The following is a 23,040-nucleotide window of genomic DNA, read 5'->3' on the forward strand; positions in this document are numbered from 1 at the left end:
CAATAGCCTTAGGCTTGTTGGCGACCCCAGCCAAACTTTAGATAAAAAAAACCCCAACCATATGATTGGGGTCTGATGTCAGAAAATAATTCTGCCAAGTTGGCATTTAGCCAATAGAGGAGGAGCTCATGAAAAAACTAAACTGTTCAATACGCTAATACTCAGAGCCCCTTACTGCGGGAAAGTTCAGTATTTGTATAAAATTTTTCCATTTTCTCCTCTGCCGGCGTCAGAATCTGCAAAACAACGGACTAATGCGCCTCATCCCAGTTGTTGCCAACGCCGGCCTCAACCAATAACGGTACTTTTAAGTCAGCAGCCGCACTCATTCGTTCAATCACACCTACGCGCACGGCATCTACATCCACGTCCGCCACCTCTAACACCAACTCATCGTGCACCTGCATCACCAGCTTGGCATCCAAGCCGCTGACCCCAAGCCAATCAGCCACGCTGACCATGGCTTTTTTAATAATATCGGCGGCTGTGCCCTGCATCGGCGCGTTAATCGCGGTACGTTCGGCACCTTGTTGTAACATTTTATTGCGAGCGTTTATCTCGGGCAGGTATAAACGCCGTCCATGTATCGTCTCGACATATCCGGTAGCATGAGCCAGCGCACGAGTATCTTCCATATATCGCGCCACACCTGGATAGCGCTCAAAATAACGGTCAATATACCCCTGCGCCTCGTTGCGCCCCAGCCCTAACTGTTTGCCCAAACCAAAGGCCGACATACCGTAAATCAAGCCAAAGTTGATCGCTTTGGCACGACGACGCATTTCGTCCGTAACACTGTCGACATCGGTGCCAAACACCTCCGCTGCTGTCGCCTTATGGACATCCAGACCTTGAGCAAAAGCACTCAACAGGCCTTCATCGTCCGACAAGTGGGCCATAATTCGCAATTCAATTTGCGAGTAGTCAGCAGCTAGGATTTTATAGCCAGCTGGCGCCACAAAGGCCTTGCGAATCCGTCGGCCTTGCTCAGTACGGATAGGGATATTCTGTAAATTTGGGTCAGCCGATGACAAACGCCCCGTGGCCGTAACCGCTTGATGATATGAGGTATGAATCCGACCAGTACGAGGGTTGATCATCTTCGGCAGTTTATCGGTATAGGTAGACTTAAGCTTCGCCAAGCCCCGGTACTCCAACAATAGCTTGGGTAACGGATAATCAAGCGCCAGCTCTTGCAGCACCTCTTCGGCTGTTGAGGGGGCTCCAGTTTTGGTTTTCTTTTTAACCGGCAAGCCGAGGGTTTCAAACAAAATCACCCCCAACTGTTTGGGCGAGCTTAGATTAAACTCTGTGCCGGCAGCCGCAAACGCTTCACGCTCAAGTTCCGTCAAGCGCAATTCCAGCTCTTTACTTTGTATTCCCAACTGCTTGGCATCCACCAAAGCGCCATTGCGCTCGATGTCGGCCAACACCGGCACCAACGGCATCTCGATATCCATCAGCACTTTACGTAGTGGCTCATCTTGCTGTAACTGCGGCCAAATAGCGGTGTGCAAACGCAAAGTAATATCGGCGTCTTCGGCGGCGTAAGGGGCTGCATCCTCTATCTTTATCTGGTTAAAAGTGAGCTGCTTGGCACCTTTACCGGCAATGTCCTCAAAATGAATCGTTGTTTCGTTTAAAAAACGCATCGCCAGCGAATCCATATCGTGACGCCCAGCGACCGAGTTATGGATGTAAGACTCCAACATGGTATCCCAGGCGATGCCCTTGAGAATAACGCCATGGTTAGCCAGCACATTGCGATCATATTTTAAATTTTGCCCTACCTTAGCTTTACTTGCATCCTCTAGCAGGGGCTTTAATTGATCCAGCACCCAATCACGATCAAGCTGCTCGGGGGCCTCTAGGTAATCGTGCGTCAACGGCACATAGGCGGCGCGGCCTGGCTCTACCGCAAACGACAGCCCCACTATGTCGGCACTCATCGCCTGTACGCTGGTGGTTTCAGTATCAAAGGCGAATAGCTCAGCGCTCTGTAACCGCTGCAACCACTGATTAAAATCGGCCTTGTTTAATATAGTGTCATAGTGAATACTTACTTTCTCTTTAGGCTCTATAAAATCTGTAGTGGCAGCACTGGGGCTGGCGTTCAATTCATTAAGCCAGGCATTAAACTCCATCTCCTCAAACAACGCCTTTAAGGCTGCATTGTCGGGTTGGCCTAACTCAATATCATTGACGGTAATATGCAGTGGCACATCCACTTTAATAGTGGCGAGCTCATAAGATAAATACGCTTGGTCACGGTGCTCGGTCAATTTCTCAGGCATTTTTTTCGCGCCACGAAAATCCAACTCACGAATAGCCTCTAAATTGCCGTACAAGGCATCGAGCCCACCAATGCCCTGCAACAAGGCTGTTGCCGATTTCTCACCTACCCCTGGCACACCGGGAATATTGTCCACTTTGTCGCCCATCAGCGCCAAAAAGTCGATCATTAGCTCTGGACCAAACCCATACTTTTCTTTTACACCCGCCTCATCTAGCGCACTACCTGTCATGGTATTGACGAGTGTTACCTTATGATTAACCAACTGCGCCATATCTTTATCGCCAGTCGAGATCACTACAGGACGCCCACCATCAATGGCCTGCACAGCCAAAGTACCAATCACATCGTCGGCCTCAACGCCCTCCTCGACTAGTAGCGGTAGACCCATAGCTTTAACAATATTATGTATCGGTTCGATCTGCGGACGCATATCGTCAGGCATAGGCGGCCGTTGCGCCTTGTATTCGGCAAACAATTCATCGCGAAAAGTCTTACCCTTTGCATCAAACACTACCGCAACAGGGCTATCAGGGTAATCCTTTAACAGCCGCCGCAGCATGCTGATCACCCCTTTAACAGCACCGGTCGGCTGACCGCGAGAGTTATTTAATGGTGGCAGCGCGTGATACGCGCGATACAAATAAGAGGAGCCGTCCACTAAAACGACAGGTTTTTGATCGCTCATAATTTTCTCTCGTGTGCTCTTTTTCTGATACCTAAGACCTAACGTGGCCAATTGATGGCCGAAGCAGTCGCAAGGATACACCAAAGCCCCGCCTCTCACTTTGGTCGTCTTCAGAGTTACCCCAAGTGTTACCGATCAAAAAACACCCAGAAAATAAAAATCCCCGCCAACATCGGTGATCTGGAGCACATATTTCTACTATTTGGCAAATATAATCGTTAATACCATAGACAATTATTTGCCATCTGTTACCATGGGTAACATATTGTAGCAGGCCGCCAAAAGCAGCCGATTACAATACCGTTACACGACACACCGACGTGTAACATCACCTAAACCAATGGAGGGATCTCATGAAGACCTATGGTGTTTTACTGGCAGGATTACTATTTGCCAGCGGCGTTACTGCAAACGACGCCACCGAGCAAGCTGATAACAGCCTTACCTTGGCTACCAATCAAACCGCTCAAGCGATCAACATTAAATCAGAACGAAAATTGGCGACTAAAGAACTAAAAGTGATCGACGTGGACTTTGCTGACAAAACCGATGCAATTTCTGACAAGTTAAGCGCCAAGATTAACGAAAAGTTCAATGAAAAAATGCAACGCGAGCTGAACCTGTAACAACAGCTGAAGCACAGACATATGATTTATCGCGAGAGTGGTACATCAGTATGATTGGACAGTTCGACAACGATACGGACATCGACGCAAGATTTGATGATTGAATTGAAAAGCTTTGGTTGTTCACCAAGGTGCAAAGCAGAATCGGTTCCAACGCCGATGATCGCCTGCAGCAGGCCCTGAACAACCAACTGTTTCCCTTTATTACCTCCCTCAGAAACTCTCTTAATGCGCTTCAATGAATTTCATCGAGCACTTGCCTTTTAATTCGTAATACTTACTTACTTCCCCTACTGTAAACAACTTACCAGCTCCGCCGCTAAGCGGTTCATTAAGCTAGGATAATCGGCAATCGCCACATCACTTGCCAACGGATCCAACACCCCCGTCTGCAATCCAACGCGTCGAGCGAGGGCGAGGGCAGCATGACTATCGGCGTAAGGTTCGATAAACAAGCATGCGGCCTCACTCTGCAAGTGCTTCTCTAGTTCGTACAAATGCCGTGCACCTGGGCGCTGTTCGGGCGTCAAAGCGACATAATCTACCTGATTAAGCTGATAACGCGCGACAAAATGGCGGTATCCGTCGTGATATACCGCAAAACCCTGCTCTTTTACCGGCGCCAACATTTGCTGCAAACGCGCATCCAGTGCGTCTGACTCCTGGGCAAACTGTTGCGCACGCGCAGCAAACGCCGCCGCCTGCGCCGGACGCAACTGGCCTAACCTTAACGCCAGCTCTTGCGCCACAACTACTGCATTAGCTGGGTCAAGCCAAATATGCGGATCACGCCCCTGAGCATGCGCGTGGATGTGTCCATCGGCATCTTTTGGCGGTGTCGTGCCTCGATCAACCGGCCAATTAATTAAATCTAAGCTTGCTGCCGTTATGACTTTGCCCACGGGTAAAGTAGACAAGGGCTTCTGCAAAAAACTCTCTAGCTCGGGCCCCACCCACAACGCCAAATCGGCGCCGCGAATCAGGCGCATATCAGACACCCTTAACGCAAAATCATGTGGAGAAACACCCGGTGGCAATAGCGTTCGTATCTGCGCATCCGCACCTGCCACACGCCCGGCAATCATTGCCAGCGGCTTAACGCTAACAACGACCTCCAGCGGCTGCGCCCGCACCGCAACACCAGCCAGCAATAAGGCGAGTAATAATAACGGGCGCAAAAAATAAGAGATGTGCATATAAAGACAACCTAGCAAGCGATCAAAGACTGAATAGTTATAGTATAACATATCAGTTATACTGAATTCATGGACAATACACCCTCGGCGTTTAGCGCCCACAATCATCAACACTGCGTCACCGATGCGTTGCAAGCGGCGGTCAGCCTTTGCTCAGAGCGCGGAGCGCGGTTAACACCATTGCGTAAACAAGTATTAGCGCTAATTTGGCAAAGCCACAAACCGTTAGGCGCTTATGCGCTTATCGACCTGCTGGCCGCTCAAGCCACACGCCAAGTAGCACCACCAACCGTATACCGCGCGCTGGATTTTTTATTAGAACAAAAACTGATCCACCGCATCGGTGCCCTGAATGCGTTTATCGGCTGCCCACACCCAGATCATTCCCACGCCAGCCACTTTTTACTGTGCGATGAGTGTGGTCGCGCCGAAGAAATTCACTCTAAAACGGTCAGCGATAGTATTCAGCACGCCGCCGGTGAAGCAGGCTTTACCGTCGTATCGCAATCGCTCGAAGTCTTTGGCTTATGCCCCGATTGCCGCACAAGCACAACCGCACCATGAACAACCCAGCGATATTACTGCAAACGCGACAACTGTCGGTTATTCGCGCCAAGCGCACATTGGTGGATCGTGCCGATTTAACCGTACATGCTGGTGAAATAGTCACGCTAATTGGCCCTAATGGCGCAGGTAAAACCACACTGGTGCGGGCACTGCTGGGCCTAATGCCTTACAACAGTGGCGAGCTGGTGCAGCAACCAGGGCTACGTATCGGCTATATGCCACAAAAGCTGCATATCGACCCCAGCTTACCGCTCACCGTTAAACGCTTTTTGGCGCTGGGCGGCAGCAAGCTCGCCGCTATAACCGGCGCATTGACCCGCACCGGCGCCGCTCATTTGCTAGAACAACACCTGCAAGCGCTATCGGGTGGCGAAACCCAGCGAGTACTATTGGCGCGGGCTTTGTTGCGCAACCCGCAACTATTAGTGCTCGATGAGCCAGTACAAGGCGTGGATGTCGCCGGTCAAGCGGCGCTCTATGCATTAATTAATGAGCTGCGCCACGAACTAGGCTGCGGCGTGCTGTTGGTATCTCACGATTTACACTTAGTTATGGCCAATACCGATACCGTGGTGTGCTTAAACGGCCATGTTTGTTGCCAAGGGCATCCCTCACAAGTAACAGCTAACCCTGCCTACCTCGAGCTATTTGGGCACCGCGCCGAGGCGCAAATGGCGCTCTACACCCACCACCACGATCACGCCCACGACGATTGCGGCGAGCTGCATCATGCGCACAAGGACAGCCAGTCCCATGCCTGAGTTTTTACTGCTAGCACTCGCCGCCGGCTTAGGAGTGGCACTGGTATCAGGACCTCTGGGCTGTTTTGCCGTTTGGCGACGTATGGCTTATTTTGGCGACACTATGGCCCATTCGGCACTACTGGGTGTCACCTTAGGGTTTCTACTAGATATCAATATTAATCTTGCCGTCGCCACCGGCTGCCTATTGATTGCCCTTGTACTGGTCGCGCTGCAACGCGGGCGGCAACTGGCCACCGATACTCTACTGGGTATTTTGTCTCACTCCACCTTGGCATTGGGGTTGGTCGCCATTAGCCTCATCGGCCCTGGGCGTATCAATCTCATGGGTTACTTATTTGGTGACATTCTCGCGACTACCGCGGTGGACGTTGCCACTATTTGGGTGGTAGGGGTGTTGGTACTGGGCGCGCTGGCCTATTTGTGGCGGCCACTGTTGTCCATTACCGTACATGAAGATCTTGCTCGTGTAGAAGGGGTACCCGTTACCGCCGTCCGTACCGCGCTGATGTTATTGATGGCGCTAGTAATCGCAATCGCCATGAAAGTTGTTGGCGTACTACTGATTACCGCCTTGTTGATTATTCCCGCCGCCACCGCGCGCCGCTTGGCCAGCACCCCCGAGCAAATGGCGCTGTTTGCCAGCGGTATTGGCTCGCTGGCGGTTATTAGCGGCCTAACGGCCTCTTTTTATTGGGATTGGCCCGCCGGTCCAGCCATTGTGCTGGGCGCCACCGCCGTGTTTGTTGTGTCACTGATAAAAAAACAGGGGACCTAACACGCTCGACACGACACAAACCTCAAGCTCAGCATAAAGCCTATTGTCACCAAAGCTTCACCAAATTGTCGCCTAACGGTCACCGCTGCTGGCCACACTTTGGGCCAACAGACAGCTGATATAGGCAACTGCGCCATGACCTCGACTGCCCGTGAGTCTCTCTCTGCAACACCCGTTACACCGGTAATATCGTCACCCCCTACAACCCAAGCGGTTAAGCCGACAGCTAAAGCCACACAACGTGCTGTCATCAAAGGCCGCACTATCTGGATATCCGATTTACATCTCGGTTACCGCGACTGCAAGGCAGAATACTTGTTGCAGTTTCTCGATTGTGTGCAGTGCGATACGCTGTATTTGGTGGGGGATATCATCGATATGTGGGCGCTTAAACGTAAATTCCGCTGGCCCCAAAAACACTATCAAGTGATGCTAAAACTCTATGACATGGCCAACAACGGCACTCGCGTCATTTATGTGCCCGGCAACCACGACGAGCCCATGCGTCGCTTTGCTGGTCACTTGTTTGGCCCTATTGAGATCATCGAAGAACACGAGTACACCTGCGCCAACGGCAAACGCTACTTGATCATGCATGGCGACGCGATGGATGCCCACATTAACCTCTCCCATATCACTCGCGTTTTTGGTGATATCGGCTACGATTTGCTGTTGTTTATCAATCGCTGGGCCAACCGCTGGCGCAAATGGCGAGGCCGGCCTTATTTCTCGCTGGCAGGGATGATCAAAGACAACATCAAAGGTGCAAAAGACGCTATCGAAACTTATCAAAAAGCAGCTGCCGATGAAGCTCGTCGACGCGGCTTTGACGGTGTGATTTGCGGCCATATCCACTACCCGGCGCTAACCGAAAGCAACGGTATTCGCTACTGTAATACCGGCGATTGGATCGAAAACTGCACCGCACTAGTAGAAGATTATTCGGGCCACATGCGCTTACTGCATTTTAGTGAGCAAGCGCAATGGCGCGACCAAGAAAAGCCCCTTGCGGTAAAGCAATTTGCTTAATAACCGCCAAGACAACGGGCTATGAATCAAGATAAAAATAGCCCTAACACCGTCAAAGACAAGGGCGTTTAACACAGCACTAATCGCCTATAAACTCGCCCAGTCTTTATTCAAAGCTGCAATCCATCGAATTACTAATGCCGCCAGCATACCCCATAGTGCGACTATTTAAACTCAAAGAAACAAGTCCCCGCGTCGAAAATGCCACCCATTATTCAAGCTCAAGTATTATATAAGCCACAGCCGTCATACAATGCCGCACCTAGTAGCACTATGTAGATGGACGGGTTTAGATACGTTCGCTTAAGTGATGAGGTTGCCGCTGCAATGCAGCCATAAGCAAGCGCGGCTAATGGACAAAACACCAACGCCAATACAACCCAAAAAACGGCTTTATACTGTAAGATTAGCAACGATTATATTGCAAAACGCTCACAACAAAATCGCACAACAAACACACAGGTTCATCGAGCAGTGCATAGCACATAAGACTTAATTTGGAGAACTTACATTGGTCGAGTTAATTACGCAGTCATCTTTCGCAGAAATTTCTGCATTACTGGTGTTGGCAGCCATCATTGGCTTTATCGGATCATTGTTAAGACAACCTCTAATTGTGAGCTTTATCGCCGTTGGCTTGCTTGCCGGCCCATCCGCGCTAGATATTGTGCACTCTAAAGATCAAATCGCGTTTCTCTCTGAGCTCGGCATTGCCGTTCTGCTTTTTTTGGTCGGTATCAAACTAGATGTAAAGCTTATTCGCTCCATTGGCGTCGTGTCCGTTTTCACCGGCCTTGGGCAGGTCGCATTCACATCCATTGTTGGCTATCTCATTGGCATTGCCATTGGCCTAGACCACATATCCAGCATTTATGTTGCCGTCGCCCTAACCTTCTCATCCACCATTATTATTGTAAAACTGCTATCCGATAAACGGGAGATAGACTCGCTGCATGGCCAGATTGCACTGGGATTCTTGATTGTTCAAGACCTCGTTGTTGTGGTCGCCATGATCGTACTCGCGACCATTGGTATAGGCGCTGGTCATGGCGGTGAAAATAATGGCTCTATACTGCAAGTTGCTCTCTCGGGTCTTGGCTTATTGTTATTTGTTATCGTTTTTATTCGATACATTGCCACCCCACTCACAGAGCAGATTGCCAAAAACCCCGAGCTACTTCTTATTTACGCGATTGCTCAAGCCGCACTGTTTGCCACCATAGGTAACGCCGTAGGATTGGGCATGGAAGTCGGGGGGCTGCTAGCCGGCGTAGCACTGGCCTCGACACCCTACCGAGAAAGTATTGCTGCGCGGCTGGCTCCGTTACGCGATTTTCTGTTGTTATTTTTCTTTATTGCACTAGGTGCAAATCTGGACCTATCTCAACTCGGCTCACATGTTTCGGGAGCCGTTGTATTCTCACTGTTTGTCTTGATTGGTAACCCTCTTATCGTCTTAATCATTATGGGCGCTATGGGATACCGAAAAAGAACAGGATTTTTAGCCGGACTAACCGTTGCACAAATTAGTGAATTCTCATTAATTTTTATCGCAATGGGCATTGGTCTGGGGCATGTACCGCAAGACATTCTTGGCTTAGTAACATTGGTTGGCATGATTACGATCACCCTATCCACCTACATGATTACCTATTCTCACCAAATTTATGCTTTTTTTGAACCACGGCTAAACATATTTGAACGGAAAAACACAAGCCGCGAGCAATGCCCTGAACATCAAGCGGATAATCACCACCAAGTTATTATTTTTGGCTTAGGCCGCTTAGGAACTGCCATCGCCACGCGTCTTGCGGACAAAGGGATAAAAGTTCTGGGGCTAGACTTTAATCCCTCGGCCACCAAACACTGGGGCCTACTAGGATTGGACTCCGCCTACGGTGACGTAACCGATGCTGAATTTTTACAAGAATTACCCTTGCGTCACGCCCAGTGGATCGTATCCACCATCCCCCATCACCACACTGGGTTATCTTATGAAGATACAAAAAAAACAATTGTACAATCGGTAAATTCCGCAGGCCTAGCGATGAAACTCGCAGCCGTATCGCAAAGTAAACAAGAAACGGAAGCATTAAAAAATCTCGGCGTAGACCTTGTGTTAGAACCATTCCAAGATGCGGCAGATCGCGCTGCAGAACTTTTACTAGAGGGCCTTTCTGACCCACTAAAAGAACACCAGCATTAGTGGACCTTGGAATTTTAACCTCTAGTTACGTTACATAGAGGTGTCCATTAACATGTGGCAAATTCATCATCCACAGCAGCACCTGTATGATTGATCAACACGATTACCGTTCCTGTTAATAAAACAATGCGGTGGGGCTCATCTCTACAGCAATAGACATTCAATGTAGTAGCTCGGTGCAACCTAGGCGCCGGTAAAACCGAGCCTGTTAACAAGCCCCTTCCAGCCTCCGTAAATAAAATAAGTTAAAGCTTGCCCTTGGCCAACTCGCTCGCTGCGTAATCGCAAGCGCGTGCCGTTAATGCCATAAAGGTGAGCGATGGGTTTTGGCAGGCACTGGAGGCAAACGACGAGCCATCCGTCACAAAGAGGTTGGGAATATCGTGGCTTTGATTATAGCCGTTGAGTACCGAGGTTTTAGGATCGCGACCCATTCGTGCCGTACCCACTTCGTGAATCGCCAAGCCGGGGGCGCGAGGAGCAACCCGAGCTTTGACATTTTTCAGCCCCGACGCCTCCAGCATTTCGGCGGCACTCTCCCCCATATCAACAATCATTTTCTTTTCATTATCCCGATGTTCACAACTCATAATGAGCTGCGGAATACCCCATTTATCTTTTTTGCTAGAGTCGAGACGTACATGATTGTCATAGTGGGGCAGCATTTCGCCCTGCCCGCCCAAATAAAATCCCCAATCACCGGCACTGCGAATTTTGTCTTTCAGTGCCGCGCCATATAAACCACTGCCAGCTAGCGACTGCCAACTGTCGCGCTGGGCACTGCCGCCAAAAGCGTAGCCGCGCAAAAAATTCGTATCTTGCTTATCAACGTTGCGAAACCTGGGAATATAAATACCGGTAGGACGCCGCCCTTTGTAATAGCTATCGTGAAAACCTTCGACACTGGCCGTAGCACCCGCGCCGTAAATATGGTCCATCAAATAGTGACCCAATGCACCCGATGAATTAGCCAAGCCGGTGGGAAATGCTTCGCTGGTGGAGTTGAGCATAATCTGCGTCGTTCCAAGCGTAGACGCACACAAGAACACAACCTTAGCATAATACTCTCGCACCTCCAGAGTTTCCGAATCAATGATCCGCACCCCGGTCACCCGGTTTTGCTTATCATCGTAAATAACGCTGTGCACCACGCTGTCTGTGGCAATCGTTAAATTGCCGGTCTTAATGGCGGCTGGCAGAGTTGAGCTTTGTGTTGAAAAGTAAGCGCCAAACGAGCATCCCTTTTGGCATTCGTTGCGCGCCATACATTGAAAGCGCCCCTGCGCCATATGCTCGGGCGTGGGCTTAGACAAATGCGCGCAGCGACCCATAATCATTTTGCGGTCTTTGTAGCGTTGCTCTAGACGTTTTTTGACCGCCTTTTCTACTTGATTCATTTCAAATGCAGGCAAAAACTCACTGTCGGGTAGTACCGCAAGATTCTCTTTAGAGCCACTAATACCCACATGCTTTTCGACATAACTGTACCAAGGGGCTAAGTCCGCGTAGCGAATGGGCCAGTCAACTCCCACGTCCTCTTTGGCATTTGCCGCAAAATCCAAATCACTTAAGCGGTAGCTCTGCCGATGCCACAACAGTGACTTACCGCCCAGGGCGTTGCCACGGATCCAGTCAAAGGGCTTTTCTTGCTGATAGGGGTATTCACGGTCATTGCCAAAAAATTGTTTGGTGGCATCGTTAAACGCGTAACATTTTTTCTGCACATAAAAATCTTGCTCTAGCGTCTCACGGTCGAGCTTGCCGCGCAGGGGCATTTCCCAAGCTTTAACACCTTCGCCGACGTAATCTTTACGGTGCTCCACCGCTTGACCACGCTCGACCATCAGGGTTTTCAAGCCTTTTTCCGTCAGTTCTTTTGCCGCCCATCCACCGGTTATACCGGAGCCGACCACAATCGCATCAAATGGCTCTTTGGCCACAGAAATATAGGGATAACTCATGGTTGGTTAAACTCCAGAAAATCAAATAAAAGGTTGCAAAGACCAGGCTCGGCCCACTTCAGAAAACGGCATATCACCATCATAGCCGCCGGGCACAGCAAGATAACTAAGCTCTTGGGTAGCGCCCACTTCACTGCTGTAATAGGCCAACACCACCAGCGAAATAAAGTAGCTCCACGTGTCTGCATCGGCAGCAGTAAAGGGCGCTTGGCCGGCGTGCAGCTTTTCAACCAGAGCGCTTTGCTGCTCAGCATTTAAAGCGGCAAAAAGCCGTTCGTGACCACGTAACGCAGTCGCGTCCAGCTTGTCTAGCAAACCGGTTATGGCCAGCTGCTCGGGCTTGCTAGCGCATCGGCTGAGGTGATAATCAAGGTAGTGGTGTGCGCCAACCGCCTGTGCACCTGGGGTATCAGTGGTAGGAATAACCACCTCAGCCAACGCCGAGGCAGAGCGCATCTGCGCTTTGCTAAACAGTTTGGGGCTATCGGTGACTAAATCTTGAGGTGGCTGGTAATCGGCAAGAACATCCAAAGTGGTGGCACTTAGGCCAAGACCTAGCAGTCCGGCCAGAGTTTTAAGAGAATCTCGCTTGCTGGCATCTGCCATTGGCTGGGAATCTTTGATCACGGCATGGGCCCATGGTTAGGTGTGATTGTACAATGTAACCGATTAAACCAAATAGGTTTTTAACACCGCAACCGCTTTTGTACAGATTAACAATTCTTGTCGGTACAGAGCTTCGATACAACGATACCCACACAGCATAGATAACGGCAAAAGTCAGCTAGCGCGCAAACAACACAGTATTAACTCTTGTATGGCAAACGAAGAAAAACTGGAAGTATCGGACAAACCCTAAGGCCGCCCTTTAGATGTTTTAAGAGAAAACATAAAGAAATGTGAGCAAGACTTGGTTTCAGCATAAACCATACTGAAAAGACCTAAGTTCATAAATTATAAATTACGCCAATCCTCAACTTAAGAATCACTAGCTTCGAGACTCGTGATGCTAATTTAATCTTTTTTCTGGTTCGCTCTTCTGAAGTTATACTTTCAGAAGAGCGACACAGACACCAAACAATTAAAGACTATCAATAAAATCATTAACTTCTTTTTTCGCTTCTTCTTTAGATTTACCGTACTTGGCCTGAATTTCACCTGCAAGCTTTTCACGATTACCTTCTATTCTGTCCACATCATCATTAGTCAGCTTGCCCCACTGGGCTTGCACGCCACCTTTGAGTTGATGCCACTTACCTTCAAATTGATCGTTGTTCATAGTAATTCCTCATAGTTGATGATTTCTACCGTTTTACTAAAACCTTTAAAGGTTGTGCATGGGATACAGCAGGTTGCATGCCAAAGAGAAAAACTAGAGGAATTTTTATTGCGCATAAGCGATGGGCACTGATAATACGTCAGCCTTAACGGCGGATATCGTATTTTTTATATCTTATGAGTGGAAAATTTTCAGTAAATTTTTCTCGGTTTGTAATTCTTACTGAAGCTTAACGTTAAAAGAGGCTTAATAGTTAACCGATAGAAACCTTATACCGACCTTTATTTTTATTTTTAACGACCAAGTGCCTGAGTTAACTTCGCTACCGTCAACCGAGCTTTATCACATAGCACCCACGGGCAAAGTTAATCGCCCAACTTGAACTCAGACAAGCTGCGCTCTTTGACCGCACAGCTTAATGCGCATGGCTACCGACACTAGCCCCGTTGCACCTCATCTGCAAAAACTCATCAACGTCATCTAATGTTGGGGCCAAAAAGCCCAGCGGCCGCCCCATAGCCGCCAAAATTTTTACATGCGTCACTTCAGGGTACGTCTTACGTGTTACCGAGACCCCAGCGGTTTTTAGTTTTTGCTCTAACGACACCGCAGATTTAGGGGTGACGGTTTCGTCGCTCGCGCCATGTAAGATGAGAGTGGGCGGATTTGTAGCCCGAATATGATTCACCGTTAATGCAGCTACCTGCTCGGCCTCATCGTCACCAAAAATATTGGCCCAACGAGGATTCTGGGTAGGTAAAAAGTAATCGTGCGGGCCGGCCAAGCTAACGTAGGCGGCAATAATATCGGGGTTTAAACCCACCGCTTGCAGATATTTAACATCGTAGCTGATCAGGCCCGCAATCATAGCACCCGCCGAGTGGCCCATCATGACCAGCGTTTTATCTGCTATCAATTGCTGCACCGGCTCGCTGGCCACAGCTTTGGCCACATCTGCAACAAAGGTGGGATGTGTTACCTCGGGGTAAAGGCGGTAGTCGGGTACCACTACTGTATAACCACGCCGCGCTAAAGCCGCCGCGACAAAACCGTACTGCTGTTTGGCGCCACTGTCCCAACTGCCGCCGTAAACAAATACAATCACACAAGCATTGGCCGACTCGCGAGGCCGATAAATATCTAACCGCTGACGCTCGTGAGGGCCGTAGGCAATACCTTTAGCCGTTTGGTAATGGTCTGCGCGATTGAGCGCATTAAGAACACCTGTGCCGCTGCAACCACTCAACACCCCCAAGGTTAATGCCAACACGAAAAATCCAATGCATACATACACTCTCTGCAAACCTCACCTCTGATTAGATTACCCGGCCCGAATGTTCCGGTGTCTATCTCAGTAGTACGCACGCGAGCTGCCAGCAGATTACTCACTGTTAGCCCGCTTTGAGTGTTAACGGCTCACCGTGAAATTCAATACCGTCCCAACCGTGTTGAATAAAATTGCGGATATTTCCGTGATCGACTCCCTCAGGGTGCGCCAACACATCATCGCGATAGTAAGTACCAAAGCAGGCTAAGGTTTGCGCCTCAGTTAATCCATGCAATTTGGCAAAGGCAAAAATCTTGCACGAGCCTTCATTGCTACCAGCGGCATTGTGTAATTCACCATTGCTAAAAGCAGTGGGTTGATATTGGTAAAAAACATCGATTATCTGCATAACTTCGGCGAACTCGACATTAAGCGGTTCACTGGATAATTTTTCTACAAGAATTTCAGGAGTCATAATGTAGTCTTCGTGGTTACGTTTGGTGTGCATCACCCACAGTGATGCGGTAGTTATAACGCAAAGGCGGGATCAACATAAGATATATGCGCTATGGCGACCAACACTCGGTAAAAGATGGCGACTTATTTAAAACTTTTTACTCATGGCGGCTAGACAAAACACGCTAATTGCACCGTCAAATCAAACAAAAACGGCGCTCTATTATAACGCTCGGACACCACAATGCCCATAGAGCAAACTTGCGGCCCGGCCAAGGCTGCGACTATGCGGGCCTTGGACGCCATCTTAAACTTTTGTCGCCCTAGCCTAAGCACTGGCTTATATTACACAATCCGTTGAAAGCGGCGCCATCAATCATTACTTTTTGGAATTTCTATTTATAAAGAAACTTGCGATTTTCTGGATCTTATTATGCTTGGGGCCGCTCTCTGCCTACGCCGAAAACATGTACGTTAAAGTAACCAACAACACCGGCAACGATATTTACCATCTTTACGTCAGTAGTGTTGGCAGTGTGGAATGGGAAGAGGATGTGTTGGATGTTGATGTATTCAATGGCGAGACAGTGACTGTCAGCTTAAAGGGTTATTCCAACCCCAAATTTGATGTGCAAGCTGAAGATGAAGACGGTGACACCTACACCATCGAGAATATCAATGTAAAGAAATACGATCTAATTCTTACTCTCGACGACATAGATTAATCGCTGTAGATTTCAAGCAGTAGATCCCAAAGCCGCCGTTACTACCGGCGGCTTTTTTATGCCTATATTACCTGCGACACACCTGTTTCGAAAAAAACCTGCCAGCCATCTCAAACACCAATGGCAAACTTCTGTAACATTGTTGGCGTTTAAGAGTCTGTTAAATACCATTTCGCCGATAACGGTTTAATCCCTATGAGGTTTAGTATGAAATTTTCGCGCTTTTTCGCTCCTATCACTGCCCTTCTTGTGCTATTTAGCATCACATTGTCAGCCGACGCCTTAGAGGCAGAATCTTTCACCAAAGAGCGCTTTGAAGCACTGCAAGCAGAAGGCGCCCCAATCTTAGTGGATGTTTATGCCACTTGGTGTCCTACCTGCGCCAAACAACGCAAGGTGCTAGAAACCTATCAAAGCGCAAACCCCGATTCTAAGTTAGTCATTCTAGAAGTGGATTTTGATGACCAAAAAGAGTGGGTAAAACACTTTAAAGCCCCGCGCCAATCAACCTTATTGTTGTTTGATGGTACCGAGCAAGTATGGTTTAGCGTAGCCGAAACTCGCGAAGACAAAATCTTTGCTGCCATTGACGAGCTACTAGGGCAATAAGTATGACGTTGGAGTTAACCGCACTGCCGCTGGCTTTTTTAGCCGGTATTCTCAGCGTACTCTCACCCTGTGTTTGGCCACTGGTGCCTATCGTTATGGGGTCAGCTGCAGGTGAAAGCCGCTACGGGCCCTACGCCTTGGCGGCGGGTTTGAGCCTATCGTTTGCCGTTGCCGGTACACTACTCACCTTTGTATTGGTCAGTGCCGGGCTCGACCCCGAGCTGTTTCGTTATATCGCCGCCACTTTGCTGTTGCTAGTGGGCCTTATACTCGTCATTAAACCGTTGGGCGATTGGATAAGTTTGCGCCTATCACTACTCACCAGTCGTTTTAACAGCACAACCGAAAACGCTTGGGGCGGCCAGTTTGGTGTGGGCTTTTTACTGGGCATGGTGTGGTTACCCTGTGTTGGCCCAACCCTTGGCGCGGCTATCGCGCTGGCATCATTCGGCCAGCAAATGGGTACAGCTTTTATCATCATGCTCGCTTTTGGCTTGGGTACCGCGCTGGCGTTACTGGCAGTGGGTTTGTTTTCGGGTAAGTTACTCAGCCGGTTCTCGGGCAAACTCACCAGCAATGCCAGTCGTGGCAAAGTTATTTTGGGTTATATGCTAATTTTATTGGCGCTATTAACACTGACTGGGCTCGATAAATTATTAGAAACTTGGGCCGTAAGCTGGCTGCCAGATTGGGCCACAAGCTTGTAACCTACAACAAAAACTGCCTAATTTTTTACTCTTAAACCGGCGTGACTGAGCTTGCTCTTCACGCCGGTTTTTATCTTAAAAAACTTCTAAACGTTGTGTTAAAACTCCAAATTTTTTAAGTGCTAAATTTAAAACTTCCTAAAGTCTCCTGCCTTTTTAGATGACGCAAGTGTGTATTAGCGCCCCTAATCTTATTAAAAATACTATTAAAAATTTCCAATGATGGACATCGAAATCATTTTTTAAAAAATGATTTCGGTTACATTTTGCTATTTTTCACGTCTTGGCTAAATAACACAAATTAATTGTTGTCAGATTGACCATAAGGGGTGTAGGGTAGCCAGCGCGAATGTAAGGAAACGCAAAGACTATTCCGCATCAAAGGAGATGTATCGCAACTCCACGATAAAAATAATTGGGAGAACACCGATGAGACACATTCAAAAACTATTAACGGTAAGCTTGCTTAGCGCTGTAACACATTCGGCTCACGCCGAAATACTGCAACACACAGAACTCGAAAATACGGCTCTACTGCCGGGTTATACCAACATTATTGACCAGCCATTTCTTGGCATTGCGACTTACGCCAATGGAGATGGGGCAAGTGCGGAGGCCATTGTAAATACCGCACCCGGCACTTTTAGATTGGATGTTCGCGGCGCTAGCAGCGCTTCAAATAGCGCGGGCATTAGCGCTTATTTAGATACTCGCCGCCTCGGCCAGTTAAGTTTTTCAGGGCAAACACCGTCGGTACAATCACTCGAGTTTGAGCTGGACAACAATAGCTCCGTCGAGCAAATACGTTTGGTGCTGGAATCCGATACCGGTGCCAACGACACACTGCTCGACTGGTTTGAGCTGCATCGTATAGGCGATATTCCAGAGCCGCCGCCAGCACCTGTACTGCCTTCTACTGGGTCTTACGAATCTGGTGTATACCGTAATCTTTTTGCAGAACTGGGCTACAGCAACGCAGAGATCGACAGCAAAATCCAATCGGCTTACGATCAATTATTTCACAGCCCAGACCAACAGAACGAAGCGCTGTTTGTTCCCGTAGGTTCAGATATGGCTTACATCTGGGACGTCGGTAACAACGATGTTCGCAGTGAAGGGATGTCTTACGGCATGATGATGGCCGTACAAATGGGAAGAAAAGACGACTTTGATCGTTTATGGAAGTGGGCTCACACTTACTCGCTGAACAAATCGGGCGACATGAAAGGTTATTTCGCCTGGCAAGTCAGTACCAGCGGCAATGTACTCGATAAGAACCCGGCACCCGATGGCGAAGAATATTTTGTTACCGCCTTATTTTTTGCCTCTCATCTTTGGGGTGATGGCAGCGGTATTTACGACTACAACGCCCAAGCTAACAGTATTCTTGATGATCTTTACAGTAACGGCCAGACACGTTACAACAATCAAGGAGAGCTAGAAACTTTTAGTTTATTCAATCACGATGAGATGCAAGTCGTCTTCTCACCAGCAACCCCCTCTGATCGCAACTGGACAGATCCTTCTTATCACCTGCCCGCATTTTACGAGCTATGGGCACGCTGGGCCGATAACAACAATCAATTTTGGGCAGATCTAGCAGTAAAAAGTCGAGAATTTTTTAAAGATACTGCGCACCCAGTTACCGGCTTGTCTCCAGATTACGCATATTTTGATGGCTCGCCTCATGGCGACTTTCAGCACTGGAAAGACACTTTTCAGTACGATGCATGGCGTACCATTGGCAATGCTGCGATGGATTTTTCTTGGTGGCAAAACGATCCTTGGCAAACCACTTGGGCCAACCGACTACAAGCTTTCTTTGAAGGTGAAGGCGTGGACGCTTATTCCAGCCTATACGAGTTAGACGGTACGCCTTATGAAAATAATGCCGACCACTCAACTGGGTTAGTTGCCATGAATGCGGTAGCAAGCTTAGCGGCCGACGATGCTCGGGCCTGGAAATTTGTGCAAGCTTTGTGGAACACCGAGGTGCCCAGTGGTAAGTGGCGCTATTACGATGGTTCACTGTATATGCTTGGCATGCTTGCCGTAAGCGGTAAGTATCATGTGATTTGTCCTGCAGGGGAGTGTGAATTTACACCGCCTCCTTCTTGCGAACAAACCAATAGCTGTCCGACTAACCAAGCGCCTATTGCCCAAAACGATACTGTGACAACAGGTTTTGAAACGGCTATCGAGATTAACGCGTTGCAAAATGATTCTGATGCCGATGGTGATACGCTATCAATTGTTAGCGTCACTCAAGCCAGTAACGGACAAGTTTCACAATCGGGCAGCCGTTTCACTTACCAACCAGCCAATGGGTTTTCTGGACAGGATACTTTTAGTTATACCATCTCTGATGGAAGCCTATCGGCATCAGCCACCGTCTCAATTACCGTCAACGAGCCCAACACCACACCGGGCGGCAACGACGGCACACCTGTTGGCGTATTTGAATTTGAGCTGGGCACCATTTCACCCAGCTATAGAACCCCCATTAGCTCGCCACTTGCGGGAGCTAAACTCTACGGCAATGGTGAATCAGTTACGGTAAGCGTGCCGCCAATGTCTGCGGGCTCTTATCAAATAAGCATATTCGGCGCGTCTAGTAACTCTAGCGCTGCCGGTATTGCATTGTACGCAAACGGGCAAAAATTAGGTGCAACCGATTTTACTGGCACAAGTGTTAGTGAAAAAGTCATTGCATTTAACCTGGCCTCCACCGCAACTGAATTGGTGTTTATTTTAGAGACAGACGTTGGGCAAAACGATACCTTGCTTGATAAATTTGAGCTGCGTAATGGATCTGCAACGGACCCCTCTGACAATAACCCTAGCTGTGAAGCCGTGACCCTTGAGGCCGAGGACTATACGGCTTTTTACGATACAACCTCTGGCAACTCCGGCAACAGCTACCGCTTTGATGATGTTGACCTGCAAGTCACCTCTGACATCGGCGGCGGTTATAACCTTGGTTGGACAGCATCAGGCGAATGGCTGCGTTATAACAGCAGCCTACCATCAGGTAGTTATAACGTAGCGCTGCGTGTGGCATCACAACCGGGCGGCGGAATGCTGACACTGCGCTCAGAAGGACAAGATATTAGCCCTGCACTAAGCATTGACTCTACCAGTGGCTGGCAAAACTGGGAGACATTAACGCTGAACAATATTGCCCTGCAAGCAGAGACTCCAATTGAGCTCAACATCTTAAGTGGCAACTTTAATGTAAACTGGATTAAGTTTATTCCAGCCGCGTGTGGCACCCAGTAAGCCTTTCTAGCAACATTAAACGTACCACAGTAAAAACCTATCAATGCCCATAGCGGCATTGATAGGTTCCTCGCACGCTTTCAGTCGCACTCTTAGTTACTAACATACATTAATCATCACATTTAGCGCTTAACAGCGACGAAGGTCTGAGCGATTTGAAATATCCCGCCGATCACTGGAGAGCTAAAGCAATATGGTATAAGATGCCGGCGCACAAGCAGTACTGACTTTATATCCTCGGGGTGGCAGGGTTTAACCCAATGCCTGAGACGCACACAGTGCGGACCCGTTGAACCTGATCCGGTTAATGCCGGCGTAGGGATTGGACTATTCGCACAGTAATAACAAGCCCACCGCCAAAACTCTTGGCTGCCAAGCACCAACAACGTGCCCCAATTACAACGCTACTTTAAGCAGACCGGGTCTCCTTAACACTACCGGAGACTCTACATGAAAAAAACCATCGCACTCAGCACTTTAAGCCTCGCCATTGCCGCGCACACCCACGCGACTGAAGACACTATCGAAGAAATCTTAGTCAGCGCCGACTTTCGCGCCGCACCGCTACAAGATTTATCGACCAGCGCCAGTGTTATTGCTGCTGATACCATCGCCGCACGCGGCGCCGAGCATTTAGCCGATATTTTAAACATAGCCCCCAATGTTAACTTTTCGACCGGTGCATCGCGCGGGCGCTTTTTTCAGATCCGCGGCATCGGCGAACGCAGCCAATTTATTGAGCCTGTAAACCCATCAGTGGGCTTATTAATTGACGGTATCGACCTCACCGGCATCGGCGCAGCTGCCACCACCTTAGACATTCAACAAGTCGAAATTTTGCGCGGCCCACAAGGCACCCTATATGGTGCCAACGCACTGGCAGGACTCATCAATATGGCCTCGGGCAGCCCGAGCCAAGAGCTTAGCGGTAATGTCTCGGCCACTGTAGGCGAGTACAACACCCGTACGGCCAGCGGTGTCATCAGCGGCCCGATTAGTCACAATGTCGGATTCCGCGTTGCGCTTGAACAACACACCAGCGATGGCTACCAAGATAACGCCTACCTAAACATAGACGACAACGCCAACATTGATGAACAAACCCTGCGCGGCAAACTCGCTTGGCAAGTAAGCGACTCACTCGCTCTCGACGTTACCGGCCTGTACGTCAATATCGATAACGGCTACGACGGTTTCTCGCTAGACAACACCCGCACTACACTATCGGATCAGCCCGGCCACGATCGCCAAGAGACCGCCGCCTTTGCCGTTAAAGCTAACTGGCAAGTAAGCGATGCTTTTCATGCGGTAATCCAAGCCAGCAACGCCAACTCAGACACCGAGTACGGTTACGATGAAGACTGGGCCTATACCGATATCTGTGTCGACTTTACCTGTATCTACGATGGCTTTACCTCGTTTGATAACTACCAACGCGACATTAACAACACCACCTTAGATGTGCGTTTAGTCTCCGATCATACCCCCGGTGAATTAGGCTGGGTTGCCGGTGCATATTACCGCGACCAAGCCGAAGACCTGCACCGCGAGTACACCTATCTAGACGAGGACTTTTTAAGCGATTTTAACAGCGACAACAGCGCACTTTACGGCCAGCTAGAAATTCCCCTAAGCCAAGCGCTGCAATTAATCACCGGGCTACGTGTCGAACAACGCGAAGCCAGCTACCGCGACAGTGATGGCGTCAGCTACAACCCCAGCGACGATATGCTGGGCGGCAAAGTGGCGCTAGAGTATCGCCCGAGCGATGTCACCTTAATTTACGCACTGGCCTCGCGCGGTTACAAAGCCGGCGGATTTAACAGCAACAGCGATATTCCAGCGCAAGACCGTGTGTACGATCCAGAGTTTTTATGGAACTACGAAACTGGCCTTAAAACCACCAGCAGCGATGGTCGCCTGCAAAGCCAAATTGCACTGTTTTATCAAGACCGAGACGATTTGCAGACCAAGCAATCACTGGTGCAACCCGACGAGGGCGAGATTTGTCCCTGCAGCTTTATTGATTACACCACCAACGCCACTGCGGGTATTACCTACGGCTTAGAGGCCGAGATAAACTGGCAAGCCCATGAAATGTTGAGCTTGTTTGCCAGCCTAGGCCTGCTGCGCAGCGAATTTAAAAACTTTGCAAGCTTCGCCCACGCCGAAGCCACTGAAGGCGCACCTTATAATCTAGATGGCCACGACTTACCCCACGCACCACGCTACCAATTCACCACCGGTGCGGTGTTTAACTTTAGCGACAATTGGTACGCCCGAATCGAGATAGAAGGTAAAGACGGCTTTTACTTCTCTAGCCGTCACGAGGCGCAGGCAGACTCTTACGAGTTGCTAAACGCCCGTATCGGTTACCAAACAGCGCAGTGGGAATTTGCCCTATACGGCCGTAACCTCACCGATGAAGACACGCAAACACGCGGGTTTGGCAGCTTTGGTAACGACCCCCGAGACGGTTACACCACTAAACCTTACTATCAGTTTGGTGAACCACGTATGGTGGCTGCCACCGCCAGCTACCGATTTTAGGTAAACTAACGCCAGAACCTTGCAGTGCTACTGTGCAAACAAACCTAAACGAGAAGCAGAGAA

General features: G+C 49.2%; 19 protein-coding genes and 1 riboswitch. Of the genes, 11 read left to right on the forward strand and 8 right to left on the reverse strand.

Annotated elements, in window-relative coordinates; translation table 11 throughout:
• Window positions 1–251: 251 nt before the first annotated feature.
• On the reverse strand, window positions 252–2,981 hold the full coding sequence (gene polA, locus GILYN3_RS10360) for a DNA polymerase I (protein ID WP_049722913.1): 2,730 nt from the start codon (window positions 2,979–2,981) through the stop codon (window positions 252–254).
• A gap of 353 nt (window positions 2,982–3,334) precedes the next feature.
• On the opposite strand from polA, the gene GILYN3_RS10365 reads away from it, so the two are divergent.
• The gene (locus GILYN3_RS10365; RefSeq protein WP_049722914.1) at window positions 3,335–3,607 is read left to right on the forward strand and encodes a hypothetical protein; all 273 of its coding nucleotides are present in this window, start codon (window positions 3,335–3,337) and stop codon (window positions 3,605–3,607) included.
• Window positions 3,608–3,633: 26 nt separating this feature from the next.
• On the opposite strand, the gene GILYN3_RS16660 is transcribed toward GILYN3_RS10365, so the two are convergent.
• On the reverse strand, window positions 3,634–3,846 hold the full coding sequence (locus GILYN3_RS16660; protein ID WP_157484917.1) for a hypothetical protein: 213 nt from the start codon (window positions 3,844–3,846) through the stop codon (window positions 3,634–3,636).
• A gap of 51 nt (window positions 3,847–3,897) precedes the next feature.
• A complete protein-coding gene (locus GILYN3_RS10370; protein ID WP_198147343.1) occupies window positions 3,898–4,803 on the reverse strand; it encodes a zinc ABC transporter substrate-binding protein in 906 nt (301 codons plus the stop codon).
• A 69-nt stretch (window positions 4,804–4,872) separates the two neighbouring features.
• Between GILYN3_RS10370 and GILYN3_RS10375 the strand changes: the two genes are divergently transcribed.
• From GILYN3_RS10375 to GILYN3_RS10395, 5 genes are all read left to right on the forward strand, one after another.
• The gene (locus GILYN3_RS10375) at window positions 4,873–5,367 is read left to right on the forward strand and encodes a Fur family transcriptional regulator (protein WP_049722916.1); all 495 of its coding nucleotides are present in this window, start codon (window positions 4,873–4,875) and stop codon (window positions 5,365–5,367) included.
• Window positions 5,331–6,131, forward strand: coding sequence for a zinc ABC transporter ATP-binding protein ZnuC (gene znuC / locus GILYN3_RS10380; RefSeq protein ID WP_232305565.1), 801 nt, complete (start codon window positions 5,331–5,333; stop codon window positions 6,129–6,131). Before GILYN3_RS10375 ends, znuC begins: the two co-directional genes overlap by 37 nt.
• Complete coding sequence (gene znuB, locus GILYN3_RS10385; RefSeq protein WP_049722918.1) at window positions 6,124–6,909, forward strand: zinc ABC transporter permease subunit ZnuB; 786 nt, start codon at window positions 6,124–6,126, stop codon at window positions 6,907–6,909. The genes znuC and znuB overlap by 8 nt, the downstream gene beginning before the upstream one ends.
• Window positions 6,910–7,044: 135 nt before the next feature.
• Complete coding sequence (locus GILYN3_RS10390; protein ID WP_084005348.1) at window positions 7,045–7,938, forward strand: UDP-2,3-diacylglucosamine diphosphatase; 894 nt, start codon at window positions 7,045–7,047, stop codon at window positions 7,936–7,938.
• A gap of 511 nt (window positions 7,939–8,449) precedes the next feature.
• Complete coding sequence (locus GILYN3_RS10395; RefSeq protein ID WP_049722919.1) at window positions 8,450–10,144, forward strand: cation:proton antiporter; 1,695 nt, start codon at window positions 8,450–8,452, stop codon at window positions 10,142–10,144.
• 245 nt (window positions 10,145–10,389) lie between these two features.
• Here the strand turns inward: GILYN3_RS10395 and GILYN3_RS10400 are convergent, their stop codons facing one another.
• The 5 genes from GILYN3_RS10400 to GILYN3_RS10420 all read right to left on the reverse strand — a co-directional run bounded on the left by GILYN3_RS10400 (window position 10,390) and on the right by GILYN3_RS10420 (window position 15,126).
• Complete coding sequence (locus GILYN3_RS10400) at window positions 10,390–12,105, reverse strand: GMC oxidoreductase (protein WP_049722920.1); 1,716 nt, start codon at window positions 12,103–12,105, stop codon at window positions 10,390–10,392.
• A gap of 21 nt (window positions 12,106–12,126) precedes the next feature.
• Window positions 12,127–12,732 carry a gluconate 2-dehydrogenase subunit 3 family protein gene (locus GILYN3_RS10405; protein ID WP_157484919.1) on the reverse strand — a complete coding sequence of 202 codons (606 nt, stop codon included), beginning with the start codon at window positions 12,730–12,732 and terminating at the stop codon, window positions 12,127–12,129.
• Window positions 12,733–13,186: 454 nt separating this feature from the next.
• Window positions 13,187–13,384 (reverse strand): CsbD family protein, encoded by a 198-nt coding sequence (locus GILYN3_RS10410; protein WP_049722922.1) that lies wholly within the window; start codon window positions 13,382–13,384, stop codon window positions 13,187–13,189.
• 415 nt (window positions 13,385–13,799) lie between these two features.
• Window positions 13,800–14,654 carry an alpha/beta hydrolase gene (locus GILYN3_RS10415; protein ID WP_049722923.1) on the reverse strand — a complete coding sequence of 285 codons (855 nt, stop codon included), beginning with the start codon at window positions 14,652–14,654 and terminating at the stop codon, window positions 13,800–13,802.
• A 121-nt stretch (window positions 14,655–14,775) separates the two neighbouring features.
• Window positions 14,776–15,126 (reverse strand): HopJ type III effector protein, encoded by a 351-nt coding sequence (locus tag GILYN3_RS10420; protein WP_049723915.1) that lies wholly within the window; start codon window positions 15,124–15,126, stop codon window positions 14,776–14,778.
• A 448-nt stretch (window positions 15,127–15,574) separates the two neighbouring features.
• Here GILYN3_RS10420 and GILYN3_RS10425 point away from each other — a divergent pair, with 448 nt between their 5' ends.
• The 5 genes from GILYN3_RS10425 to GILYN3_RS10445 all read left to right on the forward strand — a co-directional run bounded on the left by GILYN3_RS10425 (window position 15,575) and on the right by GILYN3_RS10445 (window position 22,977).
• Entirely contained in the window at window positions 15,575–15,832 is a 258-nt protein-coding gene (locus GILYN3_RS10425) for a hypothetical protein (protein ID WP_049723916.1), read from the forward strand.
• A 207-nt stretch (window positions 15,833–16,039) separates the two neighbouring features.
• The gene (locus GILYN3_RS10430; RefSeq protein ID WP_049722924.1) at window positions 16,040–16,441 is read left to right on the forward strand and encodes a thioredoxin family protein; all 402 of its coding nucleotides are present in this window, start codon (window positions 16,040–16,042) and stop codon (window positions 16,439–16,441) included.
• Between the two features lie 2 nt (window positions 16,442–16,443).
• Window positions 16,444–17,148, forward strand: coding sequence for a cytochrome c biogenesis CcdA family protein (locus tag GILYN3_RS10435; RefSeq protein WP_049722925.1), 705 nt, complete (start codon window positions 16,444–16,446; stop codon window positions 17,146–17,148).
• A gap of 429 nt (window positions 17,149–17,577) precedes the next feature.
• Window positions 17,578–20,427 (forward strand): glycosyl hydrolase family 8, encoded by a 2,850-nt coding sequence (locus GILYN3_RS10440; RefSeq protein WP_049722926.1) that lies wholly within the window; start codon window positions 17,578–17,580, stop codon window positions 20,425–20,427.
• 228 nt (window positions 20,428–20,655) lie between these two features.
• Window positions 20,656–20,767: riboswitch (TPP riboswitch) on the forward strand.
• A 110-nt stretch (window positions 20,768–20,877) separates the two neighbouring features.
• The gene (locus GILYN3_RS10445; RefSeq protein WP_049722927.1) at window positions 20,878–22,977 is read left to right on the forward strand and encodes a TonB-dependent receptor; all 2,100 of its coding nucleotides are present in this window, start codon (window positions 20,878–20,880) and stop codon (window positions 22,975–22,977) included.
• Window positions 22,978–23,040: the final 63 nt, after the last annotated feature.

It is taken from the genome of Gilvimarinus polysaccharolyticus (assembly GCF_001187555.1).
Lineage (GTDB): Bacteria > Pseudomonadota > Gammaproteobacteria > Pseudomonadales > Cellvibrionaceae > Gilvimarinus > Gilvimarinus polysaccharolyticus.